Annotated in this window: 18 protein-coding genes and 1 pseudogene; 7 read left to right on the top strand and 12 right to left on the bottom strand. The window is 55.8% G+C overall.

The genetic code is table 11. The features are described from left to right. Positions 1-20 precede the first annotated feature (20 nt). The 8 genes and pseudogenes from F6X59_RS04845 to F6X59_RS28815 form a co-directional block, all read right to left on the bottom strand. Complete coding sequence (locus tag F6X59_RS04845) at positions 21-1,046, bottom strand: adenylyltransferase/cytidyltransferase family protein (RefSeq protein WP_152954954.1); 1,026 nt, start codon at positions 1,044-1,046, stop codon at positions 21-23. Further along, the gene (locus tag F6X59_RS04840) at positions 1,033-2,460 is read right to left on the bottom strand and encodes a B12-binding domain-containing radical SAM protein (RefSeq protein ID WP_152954953.1); all 1,428 of its coding nucleotides are present in this window, start codon (positions 2,458-2,460) and stop codon (positions 1,033-1,035) included. Before F6X59_RS04840 ends, F6X59_RS04845 begins: the two co-directional genes overlap by 14 nt. Then, positions 2,460-3,503, bottom strand: coding sequence for an NAD(P)-dependent oxidoreductase (locus F6X59_RS04835; RefSeq protein ID WP_152954952.1), 1,044 nt, complete (start codon positions 3,501-3,503; stop codon positions 2,460-2,462). The genes F6X59_RS04840 and F6X59_RS04835 overlap by 1 nt, the downstream gene beginning before the upstream one ends. Further along, complete coding sequence (locus F6X59_RS28895) at positions 3,494-4,132, bottom strand: YdcF family protein (RefSeq protein ID WP_152954951.1); 639 nt, start codon at positions 4,130-4,132, stop codon at positions 3,494-3,496. Before F6X59_RS28895 ends, F6X59_RS04835 begins: the two co-directional genes overlap by 10 nt. After that, positions 4,113-5,468 (bottom strand): phenylacetate--CoA ligase family protein, encoded by a 1,356-nt coding sequence (locus F6X59_RS04825; RefSeq protein ID WP_152954950.1) that lies wholly within the window; start codon positions 5,466-5,468, stop codon positions 4,113-4,115. Before F6X59_RS04825 ends, F6X59_RS28895 begins: the two co-directional genes overlap by 20 nt. An 11-nt stretch (positions 5,469-5,479) precedes the next feature. Beyond that, positions 5,480-5,782 carry a hypothetical protein gene (locus tag F6X59_RS04820; RefSeq protein ID WP_152954949.1) on the bottom strand — a complete coding sequence of 101 codons (303 nt, stop codon included), beginning with the start codon at positions 5,780-5,782 and terminating at the stop codon, positions 5,480-5,482. 1,207 nt (positions 5,783-6,989) lie between these two features. Then, complete coding sequence (locus F6X59_RS04815) at positions 6,990-7,262, bottom strand: hypothetical protein (protein ID WP_152954948.1); 273 nt, start codon at positions 7,260-7,262, stop codon at positions 6,990-6,992. A 430-nt stretch (positions 7,263-7,692) separates the two neighbouring features. After that, positions 7,693-8,052: pseudogene (locus tag F6X59_RS28815) on the bottom strand (integrase). A 127-nt stretch (positions 8,053-8,179) separates the two neighbouring features. Here F6X59_RS28815 and F6X59_RS04810 point away from each other — a divergent pair. The 4 genes from F6X59_RS04810 (at position 8,180) to F6X59_RS28580 (ending at position 14,143) form a co-directional block, all read left to right on the top strand. Continuing rightward, the gene (locus F6X59_RS04810) at positions 8,180-8,797 is read left to right on the top strand and encodes a TetR/AcrR family transcriptional regulator (protein ID WP_152954947.1); all 618 of its coding nucleotides are present in this window, start codon (positions 8,180-8,182) and stop codon (positions 8,795-8,797) included. Between the two features lie 175 nt (positions 8,798-8,972). Beyond that, positions 8,973-10,121 carry an efflux RND transporter periplasmic adaptor subunit gene (locus F6X59_RS04805; RefSeq protein WP_152954946.1) on the top strand — a complete coding sequence of 383 codons (1,149 nt, stop codon included), beginning with the start codon at positions 8,973-8,975 and terminating at the stop codon, positions 10,119-10,121. Between the two features lie 9 nt (positions 10,122-10,130). Beyond that, positions 10,131-13,448, top strand: a complete 3,318-nt coding sequence (locus F6X59_RS04800) for an efflux RND transporter permease subunit (protein ID WP_152954945.1) — start codon at positions 10,131-10,133, stop codon at positions 13,446-13,448. A 395-nt stretch (positions 13,449-13,843) separates the two neighbouring features. Continuing rightward, positions 13,844-14,143, top strand: a complete 300-nt coding sequence (locus F6X59_RS28580) for a hypothetical protein (protein ID WP_256669065.1) — start codon at positions 13,844-13,846, stop codon at positions 14,141-14,143. Positions 14,144-14,263: 120 nt separating this feature from the next. Here F6X59_RS28580 and F6X59_RS04795 read toward each other — a convergent pair whose 3' ends face one another. Further along, the gene (locus tag F6X59_RS04795; RefSeq protein WP_152954944.1) at positions 14,264-14,908 is read right to left on the bottom strand and encodes a hypothetical protein; all 645 of its coding nucleotides are present in this window, start codon (positions 14,906-14,908) and stop codon (positions 14,264-14,266) included. 212 nt (positions 14,909-15,120) lie between these two features. After that, positions 15,121-15,363 carry a helix-hairpin-helix domain-containing protein gene (locus F6X59_RS04790; RefSeq protein ID WP_152954943.1) on the bottom strand — a complete coding sequence of 81 codons (243 nt, stop codon included), beginning with the start codon at positions 15,361-15,363 and terminating at the stop codon, positions 15,121-15,123. Between the two features lie 151 nt (positions 15,364-15,514). Between F6X59_RS04790 and F6X59_RS04785 the strand changes: the two genes are divergently transcribed. The 3 genes from F6X59_RS04785 (at position 15,515) to F6X59_RS04775 (ending at position 18,346) form a co-directional block, all read left to right on the top strand. Next, positions 15,515-15,703: a hypothetical protein gene (locus F6X59_RS04785; RefSeq protein ID WP_152954942.1), complete on the top strand. Its 189-nt coding sequence runs from the start codon at positions 15,515-15,517 to the stop codon at positions 15,701-15,703. A 314-nt stretch (positions 15,704-16,017) separates the two neighbouring features. Further along, entirely contained in the window at positions 16,018-16,866 is an 849-nt protein-coding gene (locus F6X59_RS04780) for a helix-turn-helix transcriptional regulator (RefSeq protein ID WP_152954941.1), read from the top strand. An 85-nt stretch (positions 16,867-16,951) separates the two neighbouring features. Next, on the top strand, positions 16,952-18,346 hold the full coding sequence (locus F6X59_RS04775) for an aspartate aminotransferase family protein (RefSeq protein WP_152954940.1): 1,395 nt from the start codon (positions 16,952-16,954) through the stop codon (positions 18,344-18,346). Between the two features lie 38 nt (positions 18,347-18,384). Here F6X59_RS04775 and F6X59_RS04770 read toward each other — a convergent pair whose 3' ends face one another. Both F6X59_RS04770 and F6X59_RS04765 read right to left on the bottom strand, forming a co-directional pair. Further along, positions 18,385-20,385 (bottom strand): U32 family peptidase, encoded by a 2,001-nt coding sequence (locus F6X59_RS04770; RefSeq protein ID WP_152954939.1) that lies wholly within the window; start codon positions 20,383-20,385, stop codon positions 18,385-18,387. A 107-nt stretch (positions 20,386-20,492) separates the two neighbouring features. Continuing rightward, positions 20,493-22,589 carry a TonB-dependent receptor gene (locus F6X59_RS04765; protein WP_152954938.1) on the bottom strand — a complete coding sequence of 699 codons (2,097 nt, stop codon included), beginning with the start codon at positions 22,587-22,589 and terminating at the stop codon, positions 20,493-20,495. Positions 22,590-22,627: the final 38 nt, after the last annotated feature.

Below are 22,627 nucleotides of genomic sequence, written 5' to 3'. Positions count from 1 at the left end.
TACAATATTCGAAAAGTACCTTAAATTCTTGGGCAGAAAGGGCCGCTTGCTACAATCACTCGTTTCAAGATTGCGCTTGTTGATAATCTCGTGTCGTCGATTCTATTCGTATATACGATTTCGCCTGAAAATAGACCCTGACGCACGGACTCAAACTCATCGCGGGCCTCCTCTGTGACAGCTACTATGTCTGCATTTAGCTCGGTAGCACACGTAAGGGTGTGGCTGCCACTGATAAAAGCCAGGTCGACTTCAGTAATGGCCTCAACCATTAAACAACGCTCGTCCGAGCTCATTATTGGTCTGCCTGGACCCTTGCGGCGCTTTACCGAAAAATCAGCTCCGACGTGAACTATCAAGCTAGCGCCAAGTTTTGCTGCCGATCGAAGATACTTCAGATGACCTGGGTGCAGCAAGTCAAAGACGCCGGAAGCAACCACTATCGGCCTAGGAAGGTTTCTCGTGATTAGCGCTGCGGCAGCAAGAGTAAAGTCTTCTGTCTTTTCCTTCTGTTTTGGAAGCTCACGCGTAATGGCCTGCACTACCTCCCATGGAGAGCGATCTTGCGTATCTACGATCACTGCTTCGGGAATTGCCACACGCATTTGATGAGTAAAGCTTTCCACTCTATCTTTAGCAGTCCTGACAGCAATTTTATTGATAGGAAGGTTTTTGGCCCTAGCCAATATTCGAGCGTCTAACACATCAGGCGCCGCCGTGAGCTCAAAAATATTCAGATTGCAATGGCGTCTCAAATCACGCACCGCGGAAAGAGTTTCTGGGATCGAAATTGGAGCTGCAACTACAAAAGATGTGCCGTCCTGTATTCCATGCATGATCATGTCGATCATCAAGTTATAAGCAATTCGGCCCGCTTCCTGCCTCTCCCACCCCTCTTTGAAAAAAATCTCCTTTATACGGTCATTATCGATAAATGAAAGGCCACGGGTGCGAGCGATGAGTCCTCCGACAATGGTTTTTCCAACGCCACATTCCCCTGTAAGCCACACTACAGATGGAGATGATTTTCTATCACTTGGTTGCATTTCGTACCTCGTTTTTTAAAGTTTCTATAATGTGCTCTTTTAGAGATCGCAAGGCCAATTTGTCACTGGCCGTCTTCTTATAGAGTGATCGGTAATTTTCCAGTGTCTGATTGAAGCTCGTAAATAAGCGGTCTGTTTCCCGATGCTTAAAAGACCACTCGAAAAGTCCGTTTCGTAGATTTCCAAGCAAGCCGTCAGCTCGAATTCTTTCCACTATTGGCGTACCGGGGATCGCCTTGAGGCAGGTAGTAAAATCATCCCAGTCAAATAGTTCAAATGACTGGGCATGAAACTCCAAATTCGCTAGAACAGACATAGGTGTAGCCCACGGATGGAAGAATATCATTCCAGGTATTAATTCAATTTCTAAATCCTTGCAGATTCTAACCGCTTCGAGGTTATGGCGGCTTGATAGGTCCTTTTGAAAAGCAAGCAGTCCCTCTGAATCCAAAGTCTCGAAGCCAATAAATACGCGCATTAGACCCGCGCGCTTTAGCTTCGCGAATAGTGCGTGCTCTACAGAGTCAGCTCGACAGTCGAACATGAATTCAATTTCCATATTCCGATACTTAACTGTATCAGCGAAATCGACCGCACGTAGTTTTGCCTCTTTGTGAGGAAGGAAGTGCTCATCAGAGAATGTAAAAAGTGAGTTGCCTTCCTTCCAGTGGTGCTCTATCTCGTCTGCGATCGAGAGGACGCTTCTTGCGCGCCAGGCGCTTGGGGCAGAAGTTCGACTGAATATATGTGGGACGCAAAATGAGCATCGAAAAGGGCAGCCGCGAGAGCTCGTAATGCCAACCGTTTCGAAACCAAGATTTTGAGCCGTAGTTAAGTACTTTCGATCTGCCCAAGGGAGAGTATTCAGATCCGAGACGGAGGCGGTACTTCGAGAGCTGGCTGAAGGCTTTCGGGAGAAAAGGCGACTATGAGAGGGTTTTTGCTCATTCAAAATATCCATCATCACACTAAGCATCAGATCTTCACCATCGCCGCAACCGACTGAGTCTAACGAGGGGACCAAGTCTAGAAGGAGCCTTGGATTGAGGGTTGCATACTGTCCTCCAGCAATTGTGTATATTTCTGGGATGTTGCTGCGAATTCTGGAAAGAATTCGCTCAATGGATGCTAAAAATGGATAGCGGGCCAATACACCTATGACTCGAGGCTGTAGAGCTAGAATTTCATTTATTGTTTTTTGTTCGTCCCAGTTTTCCAGTGGAGAGTCAAAAAATGCAACGCGTATTCCTGAAGCTTTAAGGAAAGACGATATCAGTGCCAAGCCGAGCGGCTCTCCGATTATAGTTTTCTTGCTATCATCGTTAAATCTTTCAAAAGGGGTGTCGACTGGGGGTCGCAATAATACGATATCTACTTTCGTTACTTGGTCCGTGAGTTTTTTATTTTCTGGCATTATGCTGTACCGGATTTCTGGTCTGTCGTGCTCGCATGGAGTAGACTAGAATTATCTTTGGTGATGGAAGGTATATCTCGGCGCTGGCAACGAGCTGAATATGTATCAGTTATGATCTCTGACAGAGTTCGTCTTTCCTTCCAACAGAAGCTGAGTATCTTGACCTCGAACGGGCTCTTATTTGGTGCCTCTACAAAGCCGTTGCCGTGTAGAGATTGGGGGTTCACATATGCTATCTGCGAAGCTGATCCCGTTGCTTTAATTACGGCTTGGGCAAGTGCGCCAATTGATGTGCGGTTGTATGGATTCCCTACATTATATACTTTTCCGATTCCACCAATATCACTGATGGTCATGCAGGCTTCTACAAAGTCATCTACATGCATAAAAGCTCGCACTTGTGACCCATCGCCGTATACAGTCAGAGATGAATTGCTCATTGCTTGATCTAAGAATCGTGGAAGCACGAAGCCACCTCGAGCTGACTGATATGGCCCAGCTACGTTAAAAGGCCTTATAATTACCGCGTCGAGTCCAGTGGCCCCGCAGAGGTTTCTAATCTGGATTTCGCATGCTAGCTTGGAAATTGCATATTCTTGCCTAGCTGAGTTTTCCGGAGCAAATACACAAGATCGATTAACGGAGCATGAGTCAGCATTTCCTTCGCCATAGACTTCGCTTGTTGATACGTAAAGCAGTCGGGCCTTGGCGACTAATGTAGCTCGGATAGCAGCCTGAGTGAGTCGTACTGTCTCCGCAAGAATATTACCTACATGGCCAATCACACCAACAGGTCCGACAACAGATGCCAAGTGAACAAGAAGGTCAAATTTACCCTGGTAGTTTACAAGGAAATTCCCTGCGTCTTGTATAAATAGCTTGACCCTATCTGAAGAAGACCAATATTGCAGTGCCTCTTCTGGCAACAGCGCAGCTGCAGACTGGTCGTCTACTGCACTCACGAAGACATTGGGGTTGCAAAGCAGCTTTCGCACATACGTAACTCCTATAAATCCGAGAGCGCCTGTAACTATTATATGCATGTCCTAAATGCCTCCACGTCGATAATTTTCTGCTCGGATAGATGCATGTACAGGGAGTGTGACGAAGAAAGGCGATGTGCTATTTCATTTCTATCTCCAGGGTCGACCCCTAATAGTAACTTTCTTAGAGCTTTAATACTGATCATCTCATTATATGAGCGCTCTGCAATATCTTCATCAGAAGGGTTTCCCGAATCGAGGATGTTTACATTGATGTGTTTATTAAAGATTCGGAGTACGAGTTCTTGTACACGCGCTAAATGGTACGATGATGTTACAATTGTTAATTTTGAGCCTGATTCTAAACTGCGTAGGAGGCCAAGGCTGAGGTAGAAAATATTACCAATAGTATCGTAGGACCATGGTTCCACTAAAATCGTTTCTCTAAGAGCAAGGTTATTTGTGATAATGTACTTAGCGCATCGGTCGGCGTTTGTAATTGGCGGGGTCTGTCCTCGGCCTGTGGTGATTATCCGCTTTGAGTTGGGTAATTTATGAAAAAAAGCTATTGCTGTGTTAATTCTAAGTAGTTGATCCTCTCGAAGAGTGATCTTCCTGCCATGTGCAACAGGAGATCTATCTAGGATGGCGACATAGTTTTGTATGGGGTCAGAACTTTTCTGCTCCATCAGTAATCCTCACAAAAGGATTTTTTTTGCCTGAGTTGGCAAGCACAAACGGATGCTCGTGCGAGAATTCGACATGCGTTGACTCACCAAGAAAGCTGCTGGCTAACGCAATAAATTGAGACTTCCTGTCTGAGGTTAGAGGGCGCTCTTGCTTTCCAAGCGCAATCCGCAGTGATCCTGGATACGTCTGTTGGATTTGAAAGTCGTGCACGCCCATCGACCCGATATAGTCTATAAGGCGATATGGTGAGAACTCGACACCTTCCCGTGTGATGACCATAGCGAGACGCCGACCTTCTATACGAACTAGCCTTGGATCCTCCCTTCCACACTCACAAATATCCCGTCTAGCCGCTCCCAAGTCCCCTGTGTCATACCGAACTAATGGCACGCAAGTTGAATGCAGCGATGTTATTACGATCCGTCCGCAATCTCCGTCATTGACGACTTCCCCTTGCTCATCTACGACTTCGAGTACAAACAAGTCTTCATCAAAGTGAAATGCCCCTTTTGAACACTGCCAAGCGCATAGGCCAAGTTCGGACGTGCCATAAACTGATGCTACAGGACATTTAAATTGAGAGAGAAGCAGCTCTCGAAGAGAGTCTGTCAGTGGTTCGTAACTTGTGAGAACGACGTTGGGTCTCACTAAAATACCAAGTTCGTCCACTACCTTCGCCAGTTCGTGCACTCTGCTGGGTGTGCCCCAGATAACGTCGGGTTCGGCTGCTCTAAGTATAGATTCATACTCTTGCATGAACTCAGGTCGCTCTCTCCTATAAGTTCGCATATTCCAGGCAATGGTTGCGCTCGGAAGCACTCTTCCTTGCACCAACGGCTGGCCAAATACTCGCAGGCCTAAGTCTAACCATTCATTCGTTTTAGGGATAGCGAATGCGGCTTGGAGACGCTGCCAGAAAACTAGCTCCGCAAAACCGTTAGATTCCGAGGATTTGATATGGGTTACTGGGTGGCCAGTACTTCCACTTGTCGACGAAAGATAAAGGTCGCTCGCTAGTATTTCACCTGTAATTTGATCTCGAGATATAAGCACGCCAAGGTTGGATGCGAGCGTGGATCTCTCTAAAATAGGGAATTTCTCCAGCTGTAGAGGCTCTATCTGAACGGACTGTGGCCAGTTTCGATAAAATGGAACCGTTTTGGTAATATGCTTCAAAAGTCTTATTTTTGCTAGTTCGCCTTCTTGTTTTCTCAGTGGTCTATTGCGCGATGCATGCGCTTCAATATTTTCCAGCAAAGCTTTTATGTGAGGCTTTTCAAGCTCACTGATTAGGCGATCCCGCGTTCGGTCACGAGCCTCTTTCAACTCTTGCATGTTGTGGCCTTCTAGGGGCGCGAGCATTGATAGCCTAATATAAGGTCGCCTTCTAATAAACGGTTTTCGGGTGAGATGGCTGCAGAGGATACAACCACGGAGTACTTTCCTGCCGGAATTACCCCCTCCGGCATTATTGATATCCTACCATTTTCTGCATCTTCAATTGTCAAGGTAATAGGAATGTAATTGCCTTGCTCATGACAAAATCGAATTCCACCTTTGGTGCAAGCTTGGACATCTAGGGGAACATTCAAGGTGACTTCGATCGGGAATGCTAGTAGTGAATTTTGATCAATTTTTATTGTGTTCATCTTCAATTCCTTCGTCAGTAGGCATGAGGTCCGATAGGTTTACAGTGCTAGCACTCATGATCGTAGCTTGGGTTATCGGTTTTGCAATTAGCTTTTTGCCTCCAACTGACGGCAACGCACTGTCACCGGACTGGATTTCTGAACGGCAGATTCCTTTGGGCAAAGCTGCCTGTTAATAGTCGCGCTTTAAGATACTGTTTTATAAGTAGTATTGATGCCCGCTAACTCCTGCTCTCTTGCTGTCGCGAAAGGGGCAGAGGCGTTGCCATCTCTTCTGATCAATCACGAAGAACCAGTCGCTGTGGGCCGACTTCGTCGCGCAGTCGCAGATACCAAGGTTCAACGGAAGGGCTGACTCGGGGATTAACACTTAACAGGGGTTAGGACGTCGATCGTGTGCTGCATGCGTAGTCGTGGCGGTGCAGGGCGGATTGTTCAGCAGATTACCTACAGCCTGGTTCAGGGAGCTGGACGATCAAGGCTGCTGATCCTGACGGGCTCGTTGCCACGCTCACTCAGATGGCCTCACCGTGCACCGCCACAGAGAGAGATCGATTCAGTTTAGCATTCTGAGATGCTGAAGTTTGTCGAGGCGGTTCGATACTCTGGCTTATAATAAGTTGACGAGTGGTGCGAACTGGTGACGGGATAACCAGCTCCTTAATGGATTAAGGAAGGCCCCGCCGGTAGAGGATGCTTGGTTGTATAGAACCGTCTTAAGCTGCTTAGACAGATTCGACGCATAGGTTGCTAATGGCGCGGCCTGAGGTCGATTTTCCACACTTACTGCTGCGTTACTGGCAGTTACACGTGTCGAACAGGTAAATAGCCAATGATTTCGGTTCGCCGCGCGTAACGTTCGATTTCGCTGGCCCGGTAAGGCTCGTGGCCCCCGCACTTCCTGGGGAGCTTGTAGCTGCGGGGTGTTCCGTCAAACTGCTTGAAAATTAGAGCAAAAACCGATTCCAAAACCGAAACGGCGACCCTTAAAGCATGCGGCTTGTAGCTGTGTCGTTTCGTTTTTTTTGGAATCGATTTCGGCTTTGCGCCCGGATGGATAGGGCGTTTGTATCACGATCTTGAAAACCGTTGAATTCATTGAAGCCAGTCCCCCGTTGAATAAGTGACTGATTAATTAAGATCAGCGGCAGCTGATTTACCTTCAGTTTTTGCAAATCGCAGGGCTGTCAGCTGCCACTGTCGCTTTCTAACAAGAACCTTTGGAAAGCCCGTATGAAGGGTCGCCGGTCGTTTTGAGGCAAGTGGCGGCGGCCTCGATATTAGCCGCAATATCACCATAAGTTTCTATCGTGTATCTGCTGCCATCTTTGCAGCTGACGCAGTAGTCGGTTTTTCCCCATGATAAAGTTCCCATATTTGGGTTTGGCGCTGACCGATCTAGCGCGGCTAATTCCTCCGTAGATAGAATAATATTAATTTGTAGAGAGCCATCATCAAGTGCTGTGGGAGTAAATTTCATTTTTGCGTCCTCGATTGTTTGTCCCCCCCTTTACTGCACAGCCATAAATGTAGCACGCCAAATTAGAGTGCGCTTAATTCCGACCGGCGGCTTGGTAGGAAATGGAATAATATTTATTTTGCTCGGCTATTGCCCGCAGTTACCGAATCGCTTTTGGACCGCTTTTCTCGGCCATCTCGCATGGAATGGAAATTTTGGTTTCGGATTGAAAATACGTCTTGTCGTAACAGTTGGCTGAGAGGTCCGAGCGTGGCTGCAGGGGGGAAGCGATACCAATTTTGATACCATTGATACGGAAATGAGGGGTAAGGAGGGGGATTTCGCCCAATAAAATCAACCCCTTAGCACCGCTCAACACCCTTAAAATACTGCATGGTGATGTTGGCGGTAGAGATCAAGTGCTTGTCCTGCGGGAGTTCCAGAGGTGTATTTAGGCCCTCTCGTCAGTTTTGGGCCAATTTTTTGGGCCAATTCGACTCGGGGCGGCAGCTTCTCCAGCTCCCTCCAATCCGAGGAGGAGCTGATCCATTTCGCGTAGGTAGAAAGCAACATCTCGACGCTGTGGCCTAGCTGATTCGCGATGAACGCAGGGTTCATCCCAGACATTGAGGCACATGGTTGCGTAGGTGTGGCGGGTGTCGTACTGACGGCGTTCACGGATGTTCAGCGCGTTGAGCGCTGATTTGAAGTGGCGGATTGTAACACTTGACTCGTTGATCCACAGCCCATCTTTGCTCGGTTGGAACACAAAAGCACTCACTGGGTGGGCCGATTTGCACGCCGTCGCCATCCGCTGGGCCTGGGCGATGGCATTCAGCGCGCGCTGAGCAAGACCACCCGGACAGGCTCCTGCTTGACGCGGAGTCGGACCTTTTCGATAATGCGACTATCTAGTCCTATTATCGCCCAGGAATACCATGGCCCGAACTCGCAACGACGAACTCCATGAGCTACGTAGGGCTCAGATCTTGAGTGCTGCCGCCAGGGTGTTTAAGGACAGAGGCTTCCACGGTGCACGCACGGAGGACATTTGTGCGCAGGCTGGGATGAGCGCGGGAGCAGTCTTTCGCTATTTCCGCGATAAGCGCGAAATTATCGATGCGATCGTGAAGCTCGAGTCCGAACGCTACGCCGCTCAATGCCAACACCTCTTCACCAGAGAAGGCCTGCTGCAATTGGCAACGATATCCGATGCCGAGCTCGAGCGCACGTTCTGGCCTGACGAGTTTGACCTCAGCCTGGACAGCTGGCTGGAGATCGCTCGCGGCCAGGATCAATCGCGCATGCTCCAACTGGACGAACAGCTCCGCACCGCGTTTGCCGAGCTCTTGCGCAATGGGCAACGTGAAGGCTGGGTTCGTGCTGATCTTTGCCCACGTTCTGCCACAGGCCTCATGTTCGCGCTCGTCAACGGCCTCTGGCTCGAATTGAGCCTGGGTATGCCAGTCAATTCGGTTCAGGCAGCAGCAGCGATACGGGACTTCGTCACAGTCTACTTATTCTCCTCACAACCGGAACCAGCAGCAGGAAATTGATCTCAATGTCATCCCCCCTGATTTCGAGACACGCCTGTGAAGCGTGTTTTTTTTCACAAATTAAGAGACGAACTACTCCATCTATTTATTTAGACAGTGCTGAGGCGCGCCCTGGCAAGGCCCAGCGACAGCTATCAACTGGCGGGTACCTATGAGGCCTTTGAGGATCGATACCATGCATGCTCAGCGAACGAGTGTTCCGAAAACGCTTGTGAAGCTCGTTTGTGTAGTGGCCATCGGCATGCTGCTGTGTGCTTGCGAGGGACCCAAGGAGGCGCCGGCTCCCACAACGAGTGATAGAACCGTTCTGACAGTAATGGTCGCAACGCCCACCAAACAGTTGCTGATCGATAGCTTGACGGCCAACGGCCCAATCGCTGCGTGGCAGGAGGCAGTGATAGGTCCTGAGGTGAACGGTTTACGGGTGGATGACGTTCTGGTGCAGGTTGGGGATCAGGTTCGTAAAGGTCAGGCGCTTGCCACCTTCGCAAAGGACACAGTGCAACACGACTATCGCTTGGCTAAAGCAGCGCTGGATGAGGCCATCACCCTGGCACATGAGGCACGAGCGGATGGGGAGCGAGCGCGTAAATTACGGGATATCGGCGGCCTGAGCGGGCAACAGATTCAACAGATGCTCACTCAGGAGCAAGCCACACAGGCACGTGTGGACGCAGCGCGGGCTCGGCTTGCGGTTCAAAAGCTCCACTTGAGCCAGACCATACTGCGGGCGCCAGACGACGGAATCATCTCTGCTCGCTTGGCAACGGTTGGCTCGGTTCCAGCACAAGGCACCGAAATGTTTCGGATGATTCGGCAAGGTCGCCTTGAGTGGCGGGCGGAGCTGACCGCCCAACAGTTGGCGCAGGTGCGCCCTGGCCAAGAGTCGAGAATTGCATCGCCTGATGGAGGTTGTTGGAACGGTCGGGTCCGCAAAGTGGCACCGACGGTGGATTCAACTTCTCGCCGAGGGGTTGTGTACGTGGACATTACTGGCCCCGCCTTGAAAAACGTTGCTCCCATGCCAGCAGGGGCCTACGTCAAAGGCGAAATGCTCCTGGGGGAAAGGCCAGGTATGACAGTGCCACAGACGGCAGTTGTGGCTCGCGACGGCTTTCACCTGATTTTCAAGGTGAATGATGATCAGCGTGTGGCCGGCCTCAAGGTTGAGGTTGGACGCGTTGTCGGTGATCGCCAGGAAATCCTCTCGGGGCTTGAAGGCTCCGAGCGCATTGTTGTCGCTGGCGGCGCCTTTCTGAACAGTGGTGATCTTGTTCAGATCGCAGAGGGTGCTGAACTGCCCCCGATAAAAAATCCACGATAGAGGCCCGACATGAACCTTTCATCTTGGGCTATTCGAAGCCCAATCCCCACTATCCTGCTCTTCTTGATTCTGAGTTTCGCTGGCTTCAAAGCGTTTCATGCGATGAAAGTGCAAAACGTTCCGGACATGGATCTGCCGACTGTATCAGTCTCAGCTGCGCTCCCTGGTGCCGCACCACCGCAGTTGGAGACCGAGGTTGCCCGCAAGCTCGAAGACTCAATTTCTTCGGTCCAGGGGCTGAAGTACATGCGCACAACCATTCAAGATGGCGTAGTGATTATTTCCGCTGAATTCCGCCTGGAGAAGCCCATTCAGGAGGCCGTCGATGATGTGCGAACGGCTGTCCAGCGTGTACGCGCGGATCTACCGACAGCCCTCCGTGACCCGATTGTTAGCAAGCTCGATGTCACGGGTAGCCCCATCCTGGCCTTTTCCATTAGCTCGTCACTGATGGATGAAAGCGAGTTGTCGTGGTTTGTGGACAACACGCTGTCACGCACATTGAGGCGTATCAACGGGGTTGGGTCGGTCACGCGTGTGGGAGGCATCACCCGTGAAGTCCATGTTGAACTCGACCCGGTGAAACTGGAAGCCATCGGCGTGACGGCCCTTGAGGTTTCCCAGCAACTGCGAGATGTGCAAACGGATGTCACTGCTGGGCAAGTTGACCTTGGCCTCGGCAAGCAACCGCTGCGTTTGGCTGCACGTGTGAAAAGTGCGGATCAATTGGCCAATGTCGAGCTCGCATTGCCAAGCGGACACCATGTGATGCTGAGGGAGGTCGCGACGATCAAAGATACGATCGCTGAGCGAAACGCACTTGCCGTGCTCGGAGATCAACAAGTTGTCGGGTTCGAGATCACCCGTGCCCGCGGCGCCAGTGAAATTGAAGTAGGCAAAAGCGTTCAGGATGCCTTGGCAGAGCTGCGCCTAGACCGCCCCGACTTACAGATCACCCAGGTCTTCGATTTCGTGCAGCAAACCCAGGATGAATTCGACGCTTCAATGAGCATGCTCTATGAAGGCGCGCTGCTAGCGATACTGGTCGTCTTTCTGTTCCTGCGCGACATCCGGGCGACCGTTATATCGGCCGCTGCTCTGCCGCTTTCAGTTTTACCTGCATTCATCGGCATGGATGTCATGGGTTTCTCGCTCAATGTGGTGACCTTGTTGGCCTTGTCATTGGTCATTGGCCTTTTGGTTGATGATGCCATTGTGGAAGTCGAGAACATCGCTCGACATCTTGCGATGGGTAAGACGCCGATGCAGGCCGCCATGGATGCCGCGTCGGAAATTGGCCTCGCGGTAGTGGCGACGACATTTGCACTGATTGCTGTATTTCTTCCGACAGCTTTCATGGATGGCATCGCGGGCAAGTTCTTCAAACAGTTCGGCTGGACCGCAGCGCTTGCGGTGTTTGCATCCTTGGTGGTGGCGCGGCTGCTCACTCCGATGATGGCGGCCTACTTCATGAAATCAAGAGTGCAGCACCTCACTGACCCATTCTGGATGCCCGTCTACCTAAAAATAAGTCGCTGGACCTTGAACCATCGGTGGAAGACGTTAGGTATCGCGATGGTGATTTTCATCGGTTCATTGTCACTTATTCCTCTGCTGCCTCAAGGGTTCTTTCCACCGGACGACAGCTCTCAGACTCAAGTGACTTTGGAGCTGGCACCCGGCGCCACGCTTGCTCAAACCCAGGCCGTAGCTGAAGCCGCCAGCGCGCGACTGACAACACTGGATCACGTAACACGCATCTACACCACTATCGGGACGAGCGGTGTGGGCAGTGATGTGATGGCTGGAGGCGGCAAGGCTGAGGTTCGTACCGCCACACTGACGGTCTTGTTGGCTCCACGAAGCGAGCGCCCCAAAAAACATGTGATCGAGGCTCGCATGCGTGCAGTGGTCAGCAAGTTGCCAGGTGTAAGAAGCAAGGTCGGCTTTGGCGGCTCGGGTGAGAAATACCAGCTCGTGCTCACAGGGGACGATCCACGGCTTTTAAATACTGCCGCTGATGCAGTGCTGCAGGACCTGAGGCGTATTCCTGGTCTAGGAAACATCTCGTCAAGTAGCGGGCTGATTCGGAATGAAATCACCCTAACCCCGGACTATGCAAAAGCCGCCGAGCTGGGCGTTTCAGGTGTAGCAATCGCGGACACCTTGCGCGTTGCGACGGTGGGCGACTTTGACGAGTTGCTTTCGAAGTTGAACCTGGAACAGCGGCAGGTCCCCATCGTCGTCAAATTTTCAGAAGATATTCGAAAAGACCTGACGAAACTGGAACACCTTACCGTGCGTGGTGCTGATGGTCCCGTGCAGCTCAACCAAGTTGTGAACATTGAGCAAAAGGGTGGCCCTACTGAGCTGACACGACTCAATCGCGCGCGCAGCGTATCTCTTGTCGTGGAGCTATCGGGCATCGCACTGGGCGATCTAACGAAGCAGGTCGCGAGGCTACCCTCTATTCAGAATCTCCCGAGGGGCGTTCATCAAGTCGTCCAAGGTGACGAAGAAATGATGGAGGAGCTGTTCATCGGATTTGGGACAGCCATGTTGGTCGGCGTTGTAGCGATCTATGTCGTACTGGTATTGCTCTTCAAGGATTTCTTCCAGCCGATTACGATTCTGGTGGCATTGCCATTGTCGCTGGGCGGAGCCTTCCTCGGTCTTTTATTCGCAGGCCAGGCGTTCTCTCTTTCCTCTTTGATTGGGCTGGTCATGCTGATGGGGATCGCCACAAAGAACTCGATCTTGCTCGTCGACTATGCCATCGAGGCACGTCGGGGCCATTTGGAAAGTGCGAAACCCATGGCACGTCTGGAGGCGTTACTGGACGCCTGCCATAAGCGCGCCCGCCCGGTGATCATGACCTCTTTGGCGATGGGGGTAGGCATGCTCCCTGTCGCGCTGGGTTTTGGCAGTGCCGACCCGAGCTTCCGCAGCCCCATGGCTGTGGCGGTCATCGGTGGGCTGATCACCTCCACAGTCCTGAGCCTGTTGGTAGTTCCTGCGTTGTATACGCTTGTGGATGACCTTCAGTTGTTCCTGCGCGAGCTCCCTCGGAAACTAGCAGGACTGAGCATCAGGAAGAGGGTCGGGTTCGTCATGCTGGGCGCTGTGTTGCTATATTGGCTTGCGTTCCCAATCGTGCCATTCCTGGATATCCCCAACAAACTGATAGTGATGCCGGTGATGGCCGTAATAGGTGAAGTCCTGTTTATCTGTACCATCGCATTGCTAGGTAAGGAATACTGGGGGCAGACGAAGGCGTGGGTCCGAAAAAAAATACTCCAGCGCCGTGACGATTGTGCATTACCTTAACCAAGCCACCGGCTGCTTTCGACCCATTTTGGCGGACGGTCGTAGCTTGGCACCTGCGTGGTGGCTGATGTGTTTGCCTGAAGATCTTCAGTGCCTATGAGATCGAGCGCTGAGTATTTCACGGCGAACACATCCTGCCCAGCCTGCTGCGCTCTGCGTACTGCTTGGCGAACGCCAAGGCGTGCAAGGCCCTGTCGTTGAGCAGATCAGTCCTCTCCCTGCCTGTCGTCGTCCTTTATTGTCCTGAGCACGATCATTCGCCGCACGTGGGTAAAAGATAAATGGAGCTTTTGTCCGTGACCGGTGGTCAAGCTAGTTGGATAGGCCTAATTACAAATGAGTGGCCTGCCCGACCTGGTTTCACCAACAAGCCACCGGCGGTGGAGGAGAGCACCATGCGAAGACGAGGCGGCGTGTACTGGGCTTGGTCAGACCCCACAGTTCATCACCGATCCCACGAAGAAACCCTGCACGGCGGTACCCTTATCGATGTCCAGGTGAGGCTTTCGCGCACCGGCGGCACCCAACTTTTTATAGGCGTCTACGCACACTCCGGCATGGCACTGCATGAAGAGGCTTATGATTCCAGGCCAGGCGAATCGGTGTACCGGTCGTTAGCCTGGGGTATTGGTCGAGCACGTCGAATTGCTGATGAATGTGCCCCTACTGCGCCTGCTAACGCCGCTTCGCACTAAAGTGCTCTGAAGCTTGAGGTGGCAAAGGATACGAACCTTGGCCGAACTGTTCGGATGTGTTCGCCGTGAAATACTCAGCGCCCATGAGATCGAGCGCCGCCCGCGCGGCGCTCGATCTTGCTAGCTTTTGCAGGCCACCTGCGGAGGCGCGGAGGGATTCAGCCTCATGGGAAATATGATTGAGTTTCCAGCCAGGGGCCTCAGCTCGGAAACCGCCACGATGCAAACCAGCCCCTGCCCGCCATCGCTCCTTTTTCCGCTGCCTACACCTACCACCGCTTCGTAGTCTTTCCCTGGCTCCAGCTTGTAGACAGCTGCCTGGCCACTGCAAGCCCTGTAGGTGCTGCCGTAGCTACCGATGGTCGCGCCCAGGGTTGCGATTTGGAACGGTCGATCAGCCCTGACGCGATACTCGGATACGACCTCTTTATAGACACCTTCGCCCATCCGAATAGAGGGGATGTATTCGATCAGTGCGGAAGCGGCTCGCTCGGGCATACCAAGGCTTACCGACTGCTGAGGGTACTGGGGGTAGTTGCTATTCGCCCCGCCGTTCTCTGCGAAACGTCCGGCCTCGGCCATCTTGTGACGAGTGGCCGGGGCACAACTGCCCATGATGCTATCGCCATAAACATCGGAGTTGGTGATTACGCGAAGACGCGCCACCCCCTCTGATGTAGCAGGCTCCTCATAGGGAACTGAGGGGATACCGGAGCAACCGGCAAGGGTTAAAGCGAAAAGGGTCAGGAAAGGGGCAGCCCGCATGAACACGTCCTTGTAAGCGAAAGCTCAAAAAAAACCCGACTCGATGGTCGGGTTATCCATGTCACTCCTCTACGTGCAGGAATGACAGAAGGCCGAAATAATTGGCTATGTGGCTATTTGATGTCAAGCGGCATTTTCTCTCCCCCGGTACAAAGCTCGCTGAGCTTTGCTCAACAGAGCCTGTGACAGCCCAAGCGCTGAGTGAAGATGCGCTATGCGTCATGTGAGCCTTTTGCAAGCTCGACGGCGGCGATGATGGCTGCTCTTGCTTGAGGGCTATTTTTCCAGCATGTCGAGCCCACGGCGGCAGATGCCCGAGCCAGGATGTCGGTAACGCTGGCCGTGCTCAGATCGGACAATGACTCGATACCCATCTGTTCAAGCCTGGCAATGACTGTTGGACCTACGCCCTTGAGGGTTAATAGTGCAGCGCGTTCCTTCGGTGAAAATGGCATCCATGCAGTCCTTTTCTGAGTAGTGAACTGTCCGAAGATTGCCCTAAGTTGGGTGGCGCCGCCACAAGGCCTGGGGTTACGGGTACAGGCCGACTGATACCAGGTCGATACCCAACTAGACTTTGAGAGTAGGGGGAGGTGGAGGTGAGTTATGCGCTACTCGAAAATCAGACCGTTCCTGTGGTGGGCTGGCGCCCTGCAGTTTTTTGCGATCGTGGCGGCTATCGAGCACAGGGCATGGGACGTTGTGTTCATTTGCCTGATGGTGATTGCAGTCGGGGTCTGGTTCGCCAAAGACGCTCAACGGCTGGAGACTCACAAGCAGCCAGGCATCAGGTAGGCTTCGTTGCGCAAAGTCGATTGAAAACATCGTTCAATGTGGAACGGGAATTGCTCCCTCCCTGTAAAACCGGGGAATTGGGGGGCACTGCGATGACTCAGAACGATTACCGCTACATGATCTTCGTTGTGGTTGCTGTACTGGTCCTGACTGCACTGGCGTCCTGGGTGTTTCTTGAGGCCATCAGCTGAGCCCCTCCTGGGGGCCTGCCTTACCCTGAACCGGGCCTGGGGCTCACCCCGAAGGGTGATGGTCTGTATCCAGGCCCCATGCAAGAATCCCAGCCACAACAACCCTGGCATGGGATCACGACAATGAGCAAAGACCGGCTGAAATCGCCCGACTGGTACGCGCAGATGGCCCGTGTCGTCGACGCCCAGGGCTCGCCGGGCTTCGTCGAGGCGCTGTTCGCCGCACTCAAGCTGATTGCCCCGTGCCAGGCCATCACCGTGTTCCTCTACCCGCGCAAGGGGTTGCCGTCGGCGCTGTTCGAAAAGGACGAGGAAGGCCCCTGGCTGCCGGAAGGCAATATCCACAAGTACCTCGAAGGCTACTACTTGCTGTGCCCGTTCTATCGCGCCTGCATGGACGGTATCGCCCCTGGTTGCTACCGCCTCAGCGATGTCGCCCCCGACCACTTCAAGCGCAGCGAGTACTACCTGGCGTTCTACCAGCACGCCCACCTGGAAGACGAACTCAACTTCATCGTGCCGCTCGACGAGCACCTGACCATCGCCGTGGCCCTGGCCAGCACCCGCCGCCTCGACCGCCAGCAGGTCAATGACCTCAAGTGCGTGGCGCCGTGGGTGGTGGCCACGGTACGGCGGCAGTGGAGCCACCTCGATGTCGATGCCCTGGGCGGGCGCTTCGAGAGCGCCCTGGGCCGGCAGATCAACGCTGCGCTGAACAACTTCGGCTCATCGTTGCTCACCGAGCGCGAGTGCCGCATTGCCCAGTACCTGCTGCGTGGCCACTCGACACGCTCCCTGGCCGAGCGCCTGGGCATCAGCGAGGACACGGTCAAGACCCACCGCAAGAACCTCTACACCAAGCTCGATATCGCCAAGCAGTCCGAGCTGTTTTCGCTGTTCATCGACTCGCTCGCCCAGGCCCAGGAAGGCCTGAGCAAGGACCCGCTGGAAAGCTACCTGCGAAGGCGCTGAACGCGCCGTTTCAACCCATCCGATTTTTACTGTCAGCGGTCTGGCAGGGCCAACTGCACGCCGCGTTTTACCCCGGAGAACAACAATGAACGCACCGTTCCAAGCCAAGCTGCAAGCCCAGCGCGATACCCGTGACTATCAGGCCGGCGATGCCGCCCACCACATCCACGCCTTCCTTGACCAGAAGGCGCTGAACGCCGAGGGCCCACGGGTGATGGTCGGTGGCGAGCGCCTGCACCTGTGGGACAGCGACGGCAAGCGCTACCTGGATGGCATGTCGGGCCTGTGGTGCACCCAGCTTGGCTACGGCCGCAAGGACCTGACCGCCGCCGCCGCCGCGCAGATGGACCAGCTGGCCTACTACAACATGTTCTTCCACACCACCCACCCGGCGGTGATCGAGCTGTCCGAGCTGCTGTTCAGCCTGCTGCCGGGCCACTACAGCCACGCCATCTACACCAACTCCGGTTCCGAAGCCAACGAGGTGCTGATCCGCACCGTGCGCCGCTACTGGCAGGTGGTCGGGCAGCCGAACAAGAAGATCATGATCGGCCGCTGGAACGGTTACCACGGCTCGACCCTGGCCGCCACCGCGCTGGGCGGCATGAAGTTCATGCACGAAATGGGTGGGATGATCCCGGATGTCGCGCACATCGACGAGCCGTACTGGTATGCCGCCGGTGGTGACCTGACCCCGGCCGAGTTCGGCCGCCGCTGCGCCCTGCAGCTGGAAGAGAAGATCCTCGAACTCGGTGCCGAGAACGTCGCCGGCTTCATCGCCGAGCCGTTCCAGGGCGCAGGCGGCATGATCTTCCCGCCGGAAAGCTACTGGCCGGAAATCCAGCGCATCTGCCGCCAGTACGATGTGCTGCTGTGTGCCGATGAAGTGATCGGTGGCTTTGGCCGCACCGGCGAGTGGTTTGCCCACGAATACTTCGGCTTCGAACCGGACACCCTGTCGATCGCCAAGGGCTTGACCTCGGGTTACGTGCCGATGGGTGGCCTGGTGTTGAGCAAGCGCATTGCCCAGGCGCTGGTCGAGCGAGGCGGCGTGTTCGCCCACGGCCTGACCTATTCCGGGCACCCGGTGGCGGCAGCGGTGGCCATTGCCAACCTCAAGGCGCTGCGCGATGAAGGCATCGTGCGCCAAGTCAAGGAAGATACCGGGCCGTACCTGCAACGCATCCTGCGCGAGGTGTTCGCCAACCATCCGTTGATTGGCCAGGTGCAAGGCGCCGGCCTGGTGGCGGCGCTGCAGTTTGCCGAGGACAAGGGCAGCCGCAAGCGCTATGCCAATGAGAACGACCTGGCATGGCAGTGCCGCACGTATGGCTTCGAGGAAGGGGTGATCATTCGTTCGACCTTGGGCCGGATGATCATGGCGCCGGCGTTGGTCGCCAACCACAGCGAGCTGGATGAGCTGGTGGACAAGACCCGGATTGCGGTGGATCGAACCGCACGCGGGTTGGGCATTCTGTAAGTAACAAAAAGCGGGGCTGCACAGCAGCCCCCATGTCTTCAATGCATCCCGCGTGGGATGGTCTTGAGCAAGTCTTCCGGGCTGATATGCCCCACCACCTGAGCCACCGCGCTACCCGGGGTCGGCAGGTCGATGATGTGGTTCTTCATCTTGCCGATCACATGCATCTCGCACGGCTTGCAGTCGAACTTCAGGGTCAGCACTTCATCGCCCTGGATCAGCTGCATCGGCGCCACCTTGGTACGCACGCCGGTCACACCCTTGGCCTGCTTGGGGCACAGGTTGAACGAGAAGCGCAGGCAGTGCTTGGTGATCATCACCGGCACTTCGCCGTGTTCCTCGTGGGCTTCGTACGCCGCGTCGATCAGCTGCACGCCATGGCGGTGGTAGAAGTCGCGGGCCTTCTGGTTGTAGACGTTGGCCAGGAACGACAGGTGCGACTCCGGGTACACCGGTGGCGGCGTGGTCTCGGCCTTGCGCGAACCGCGCGGGTGGGCCTTGACACGAGCTTCGGTCAGCGCCTCGATGGCCTCACGGCGCAGGGCCTTGAGCTGCGAGTTGGGGATGAAGAATGCCTGCGGCGCATCCAGCTCGATGCTGTTGGCGTGGTACATCGTGGTCCCCAGCTGGCCGAGCAGGTCGTGCAACTGGTCCAATGCCTGCTGCGGCTTGTTGGCAGCGCCGAACGGGCCGTCCAGGGCCACCTGCACGCTGACGCCTTCTTCGCTGCTGAGGGTCAGCATCAGGCGCTGCTCGCGCAGCACCGCGTGCCACTCGACGCCGACGCGGCGCTCCGAGGAGGTGCGCTGCAGGGCCTGCTGCCAGTTGTGGTCGAGGTTGCGCGACAGCGGGTGGTTCGGCCGCAGCTTGTGCAGGCCGTCGGGCATTTCGTTGGGCTCGACGCGATAGCGGTAGCGCTTCTGGCCGTCTTCCTCGAACTCGCCACGCAGCTCGGCGATGTTGGCACGGAAGCCCACCACCTCACGCTTGACCAGCACGTTGAGGCCGTCGCCGTTGGTCAGCGGCACTTCGGTGACCACTTGCATGTCACGCTTGCCGACTTTCTCCACCACGCCGACCGCAAGGCCGGTGAAGGTTGGCGAGTCGAAGGCGCCGATGTCGACCTTGCGGTCGGTGACGAAGTAGTCGGTGCTGCCGCGGTGGAAGGTCTTGTCCGGGTCGGGCAGGAAGAAGTGCTCGGTACGGCCGCTGGAGGCGCGGGCCAGTTCCGGGCGGCCTTCGAGGATGGCGTCGAGTTCCTTGCGGTAGTGGGCGGTGATGTTCTTCACATAGCCCATGTCCTTGTAGCGGCCCTCGATCTTGAACGAGCGCACGCCGGCATCGACCAGGTCGGCCAGGTTGGCGGTCTGGTTGTTGTCCTTCATCGACAGCAGGTGCTTCTCGAACGCCACCACGCGGCCCTGGTCATCCTTCAGGGTGTAGGGCAGGCGGCAGGCCTGGGAGCAGTCACCGCGGTTGGCACTGCGCCCGGTCTGGGCGTGGGAGATGTTGCACTGGCCGGAGAAGGCCACGCACAGCGCACCGTGGATGAAGAACTCGATGGCCGCGTCGGTCTCGCTGGCGATGGCGCGGATCTGCTGCAGGTTCAGCTCACGGGCCAGTACCAGTTGGGAGAAGCCGGCCTGGTCGAGGAACTTGGCCCGCTCCAGGGTGCGGATGTCGGTCTGGGTACTGGCATGCAACTCGATGGGCGGGATATCCAGCTCCATCACCCCCAGGTCCTGCACGATCAGCGCGTCGACGCCGGCGTCGTAGAGCTGGTGGATCAGCTTGCGCGCCGGTTCCAGCTCGTTGTCATGGAGGATGGTGTTGATGGTGGTGAACACCCGTGCATGGTAGCGACGGGCGAACTCGACCAGTTCGGCGATATCGCTGACTTCGTTGCAGGCGTTGTGGCGCGCGCCGAAGCTCGGGCCACCGATGTAGATGGCATCAGCGCCGTGCAGGATCGCCTCGCGGGCAATGGCCACGTCACGGGCAGGGCTGAGCAGTTCCAGGTGATTCTTTGGAAGGGACATGTCGTTATAGGTTCGGGCTGTCACGGTTAGGGCGGCATTGTAGCGGTGAAATGCCTGGCTGGCACCTTCGGGTGCCGAGAGGTGTGCAGCCAGGCCTGGGGCAAATGTCAGAACTGGTATGCCAGCCCGGCCCCGGCATACCAGGACCTGCCCGGCGCCGCTTCGTAGTACCGGCCATTGCCATCGCCGACGATCACCGAGCCCACGTATTGGCGGTCGAGCAGGTTGTCCAGGCGCACCAGCTGGTGGAACGTCCACGGCCCGACATGCTGCTGGAACTGCGTGCGCCAGTTGAACACCGCGTAACCCGGTGCCGCGTGCTGGTCGTTGGTGTCCTCGACATACACCTTGCTGCGGTACTGCCCCTCCAGCCCCATGCTGATGCCATCCCGCGGCTGCCACACCAGCTCGCCGAACAGGCTGCTGCGCGGCACGCCGGGCAGCTGGTTGCCCTTGTCGATGGTCGTGGTGCCTTGGGTGAAGGCTTCGTCATAGGTGGCATCGAGCAGGGTGTAGGCCAGGTTGGCCTGCCACTGTGGGCCCAGTTCACGCTGCACGCTCAGCTCGAAGCCACGGCGCAGGGTCTTGCCGGCGTTGCGGTAGCTGGTGCGGCCATCGGTCGAGGCGGCGACCACGATCTCGTCCCGGGTGCGGATCTCGAAGATCGCCGCGTTGATCCGCGTGCGTTGATCCGGGCGCATCTTCAGGCCCAGCTCGTACTGGGTGCTGGTGGCCGGCTCCAGGCCGAAGTTGAAGCCTTCCAGGGCACCTGGCGCGTAGGCCATTTCGGCCTGGGTCGGGGTCTCGAAGGCCTTGCCGGCGCTGATGTAGCCATGCAGGTCGGGAGTGAAGGCGTACATCACCGACAGGGTAGGCGTGGTGCGCTGGTATTTCTTCGAGCCACTCGCGTCGCCATTGGCCAGGAAGTGGTCGTCCACTTCCATCTCCATGCTGCTGTGGCGCAGGCCGGCATCCACAGTCCAGCGGTCCAGTTTCCAGTGGGCCTGCACATATGGGTCGAGGCTGGTGGCGGTGTCCTTTTCATCGCGGCGCAGGTCGCCTTTCACGCCCAGGGTGTCGCCGCTGAAGTTCTGGAAGCCACGGCGGTCGTCGCGGCTGCGGTCGTAGTCGGCACCAAAGGTCAGGGTCAGGTTGCCGGGGGCGGCGCTGACCGGCTGGATCCAGCGCAAGGTGCCGCCGTGGAATTCGCGGTCGAAGTCGACCACGCCGCCGCCACGGTTGTTCGCGGGCGTGCCCTTGGGGATCGACAAGTACTGGATGACGCTGCGCTTGCCGCCGTACAGGTTGAACTGCAGGGTCGCCTCGCCGAAGTAGCGTTCGTAGTTCATGCCCACCTGCTGGTGGTGGATGCTCTTGCGCGTGTTGTACTGCTCGGCACGCGCCGTCACCGAGCGCGGGTCGTGCTTGTAGGCATCCCAGGTCTGGCCCAGCGGGTCTTGCGTGCCGTTCTGCTCAAGGGTGCTGATGATCAGCGCCAGGCGGCTGTCTTCATCGGGTTTGACGTGCACCTTGGCGAAGGTCTGGTCGCGGCGGGCGGCACTGTGGTCACGGTAGCCGTCGGTGTCCATGCGCGAGGCATCGACCAGGAAGCCGGCCTGCTCGCTGCCGCCTTCGCTGTAGACGTGGTTCTTGTTGAAGCCATCGCTGCCGAAAGTGGTTTCGGCGCCCACCTTGGGCGGCCCGGAACCGTCGCGGGAAAACATCTGGATCACGCCACCGGCATTGCTGCCGTACAGGGCCGAGGCCGGGCCGCGCAGCACTTCGATACGGTCAGCCACATCCAGGTTCAAGGAAGCCGCCTGGCCCTGGCCATCCGGGGTGCTGGCCGGGATGCCGTCGCTGAGCAGCTTGATGCCACGGATGCCGAAGGCCGAGCGGGCGCCGTAGCCGCGCGAGGAAATCTGCAGGTCCTGGGCATAGTTTTGACGGTTTTGCACCACCAGCCCAGGTACGCGGTTGAGCGCTTCGGACAGGTTGACGCCCAGTTGGCCATCGGCGATCTGCTGTCGGTCGACGGTGTCGATGGAGTAGGGCAGGTCGAAGCTTGGGTTGGGGGCATAGGTGCCGGTGACCACTACCGGTTCCAGGAGGTTGAAGGGGGTGGCGGGTTCGGCCTGGGCCAATGGGCATAGGCCGGGAAGCAAAGCGATCAGGGCCTTGCGGCGAAACGGGGGGAATTGCATGCAGCGTCCTGCTTTCTAGAAGAAGGCTCCACCTGCAG

The sequence above is a fragment of the Pseudomonas sp. MN1F genome (genome assembly GCF_009391885.1).
GTDB lineage: Bacteria > Pseudomonadota > Gammaproteobacteria > Pseudomonadales > Pseudomonadaceae > Aquipseudomonas.
This window is presented reverse-complemented; position numbering and strand designations above follow the sequence as displayed.

Coding starts and splice junctions, on each gene's coding strand:
- F6X59_RS04835 (WP_152954952.1), bottom strand. CDS start 3,503: ATGCATATAATAGTTACAGGCGCTCTCGGATTTATAGGAGTTACGTAT.
- F6X59_RS04795 (WP_152954944.1), bottom strand. CDS start 14,908: ATGCGGGCTGCCCCTTTCCTGACCCTTTTCGCTTTAACCCTTGCCGGT.
- F6X59_RS04840 (WP_152954953.1), bottom strand. CDS start 2,460: ATGCCAGAAAATAAAAAACTCACGGACCAAGTAACGAAAGTAGATATC.
- F6X59_RS28580 (WP_256669065.1), top strand. CDS start 13,844: ATGCGAAGACGAGGCGGCGTGTACTGGGCTTGGTCAGACCCCACAGTT.
- F6X59_RS04775 (WP_152954940.1), top strand. CDS start 16,952: ATGAACGCACCGTTCCAAGCCAAGCTGCAAGCCCAGCGCGATACCCGT.
- F6X59_RS04815 (WP_152954948.1), bottom strand. CDS start 7,262: ATGAAATTTACTCCCACAGCACTTGATGATGGCTCTCTACAAATTAAT.
- F6X59_RS04805 (WP_152954946.1), top strand. CDS start 8,973: ATGCATGCTCAGCGAACGAGTGTTCCGAAAACGCTTGTGAAGCTCGTT.
- F6X59_RS04785 (WP_152954942.1), top strand. CDS start 15,515: ATGCGCTACTCGAAAATCAGACCGTTCCTGTGGTGGGCTGGCGCCCTG.
- F6X59_RS04770 (WP_152954939.1), bottom strand. CDS start 20,385: ATGTCCCTTCCAAAGAATCACCTGGAACTGCTCAGCCCTGCCCGTGAC.
- F6X59_RS04765 (WP_152954938.1), bottom strand. CDS start 22,589: ATGCAATTCCCCCCGTTTCGCCGCAAGGCCCTGATCGCTTTGCTTCCC.
- F6X59_RS04845 (WP_152954954.1), bottom strand. CDS start 1,046: ATGCAACCAAGTGATAGAAAATCATCTCCATCTGTAGTGTGGCTTACA.
- F6X59_RS04810 (WP_152954947.1), top strand. CDS start 8,180: ATGGCCCGAACTCGCAACGACGAACTCCATGAGCTACGTAGGGCTCAG.
- F6X59_RS04790 (WP_152954943.1), bottom strand. CDS start 15,363: ATGCCATTTTCACCGAAGGAACGCGCTGCACTATTAACCCTCAAGGGC.
- F6X59_RS04825 (WP_152954950.1), bottom strand. CDS start 5,468: ATGCAAGAGTTGAAAGAGGCTCGTGACCGAACGCGGGATCGCCTAATC.
- F6X59_RS04800 (WP_152954945.1), top strand. CDS start 10,131: ATGAACCTTTCATCTTGGGCTATTCGAAGCCCAATCCCCACTATCCTG.
- F6X59_RS28895 (WP_152954951.1), bottom strand. CDS start 4,132: ATGGAGCAGAAAAGTTCTGACCCCATACAAAACTATGTCGCCATCCTA.
- F6X59_RS04820 (WP_152954949.1), bottom strand. CDS start 5,782: ATGAACACAATAAAAATTGATCAAAATTCACTACTAGCATTCCCGATC.
- F6X59_RS04780 (WP_152954941.1), top strand. CDS start 16,018: ATGAGCAAAGACCGGCTGAAATCGCCCGACTGGTACGCGCAGATGGCC.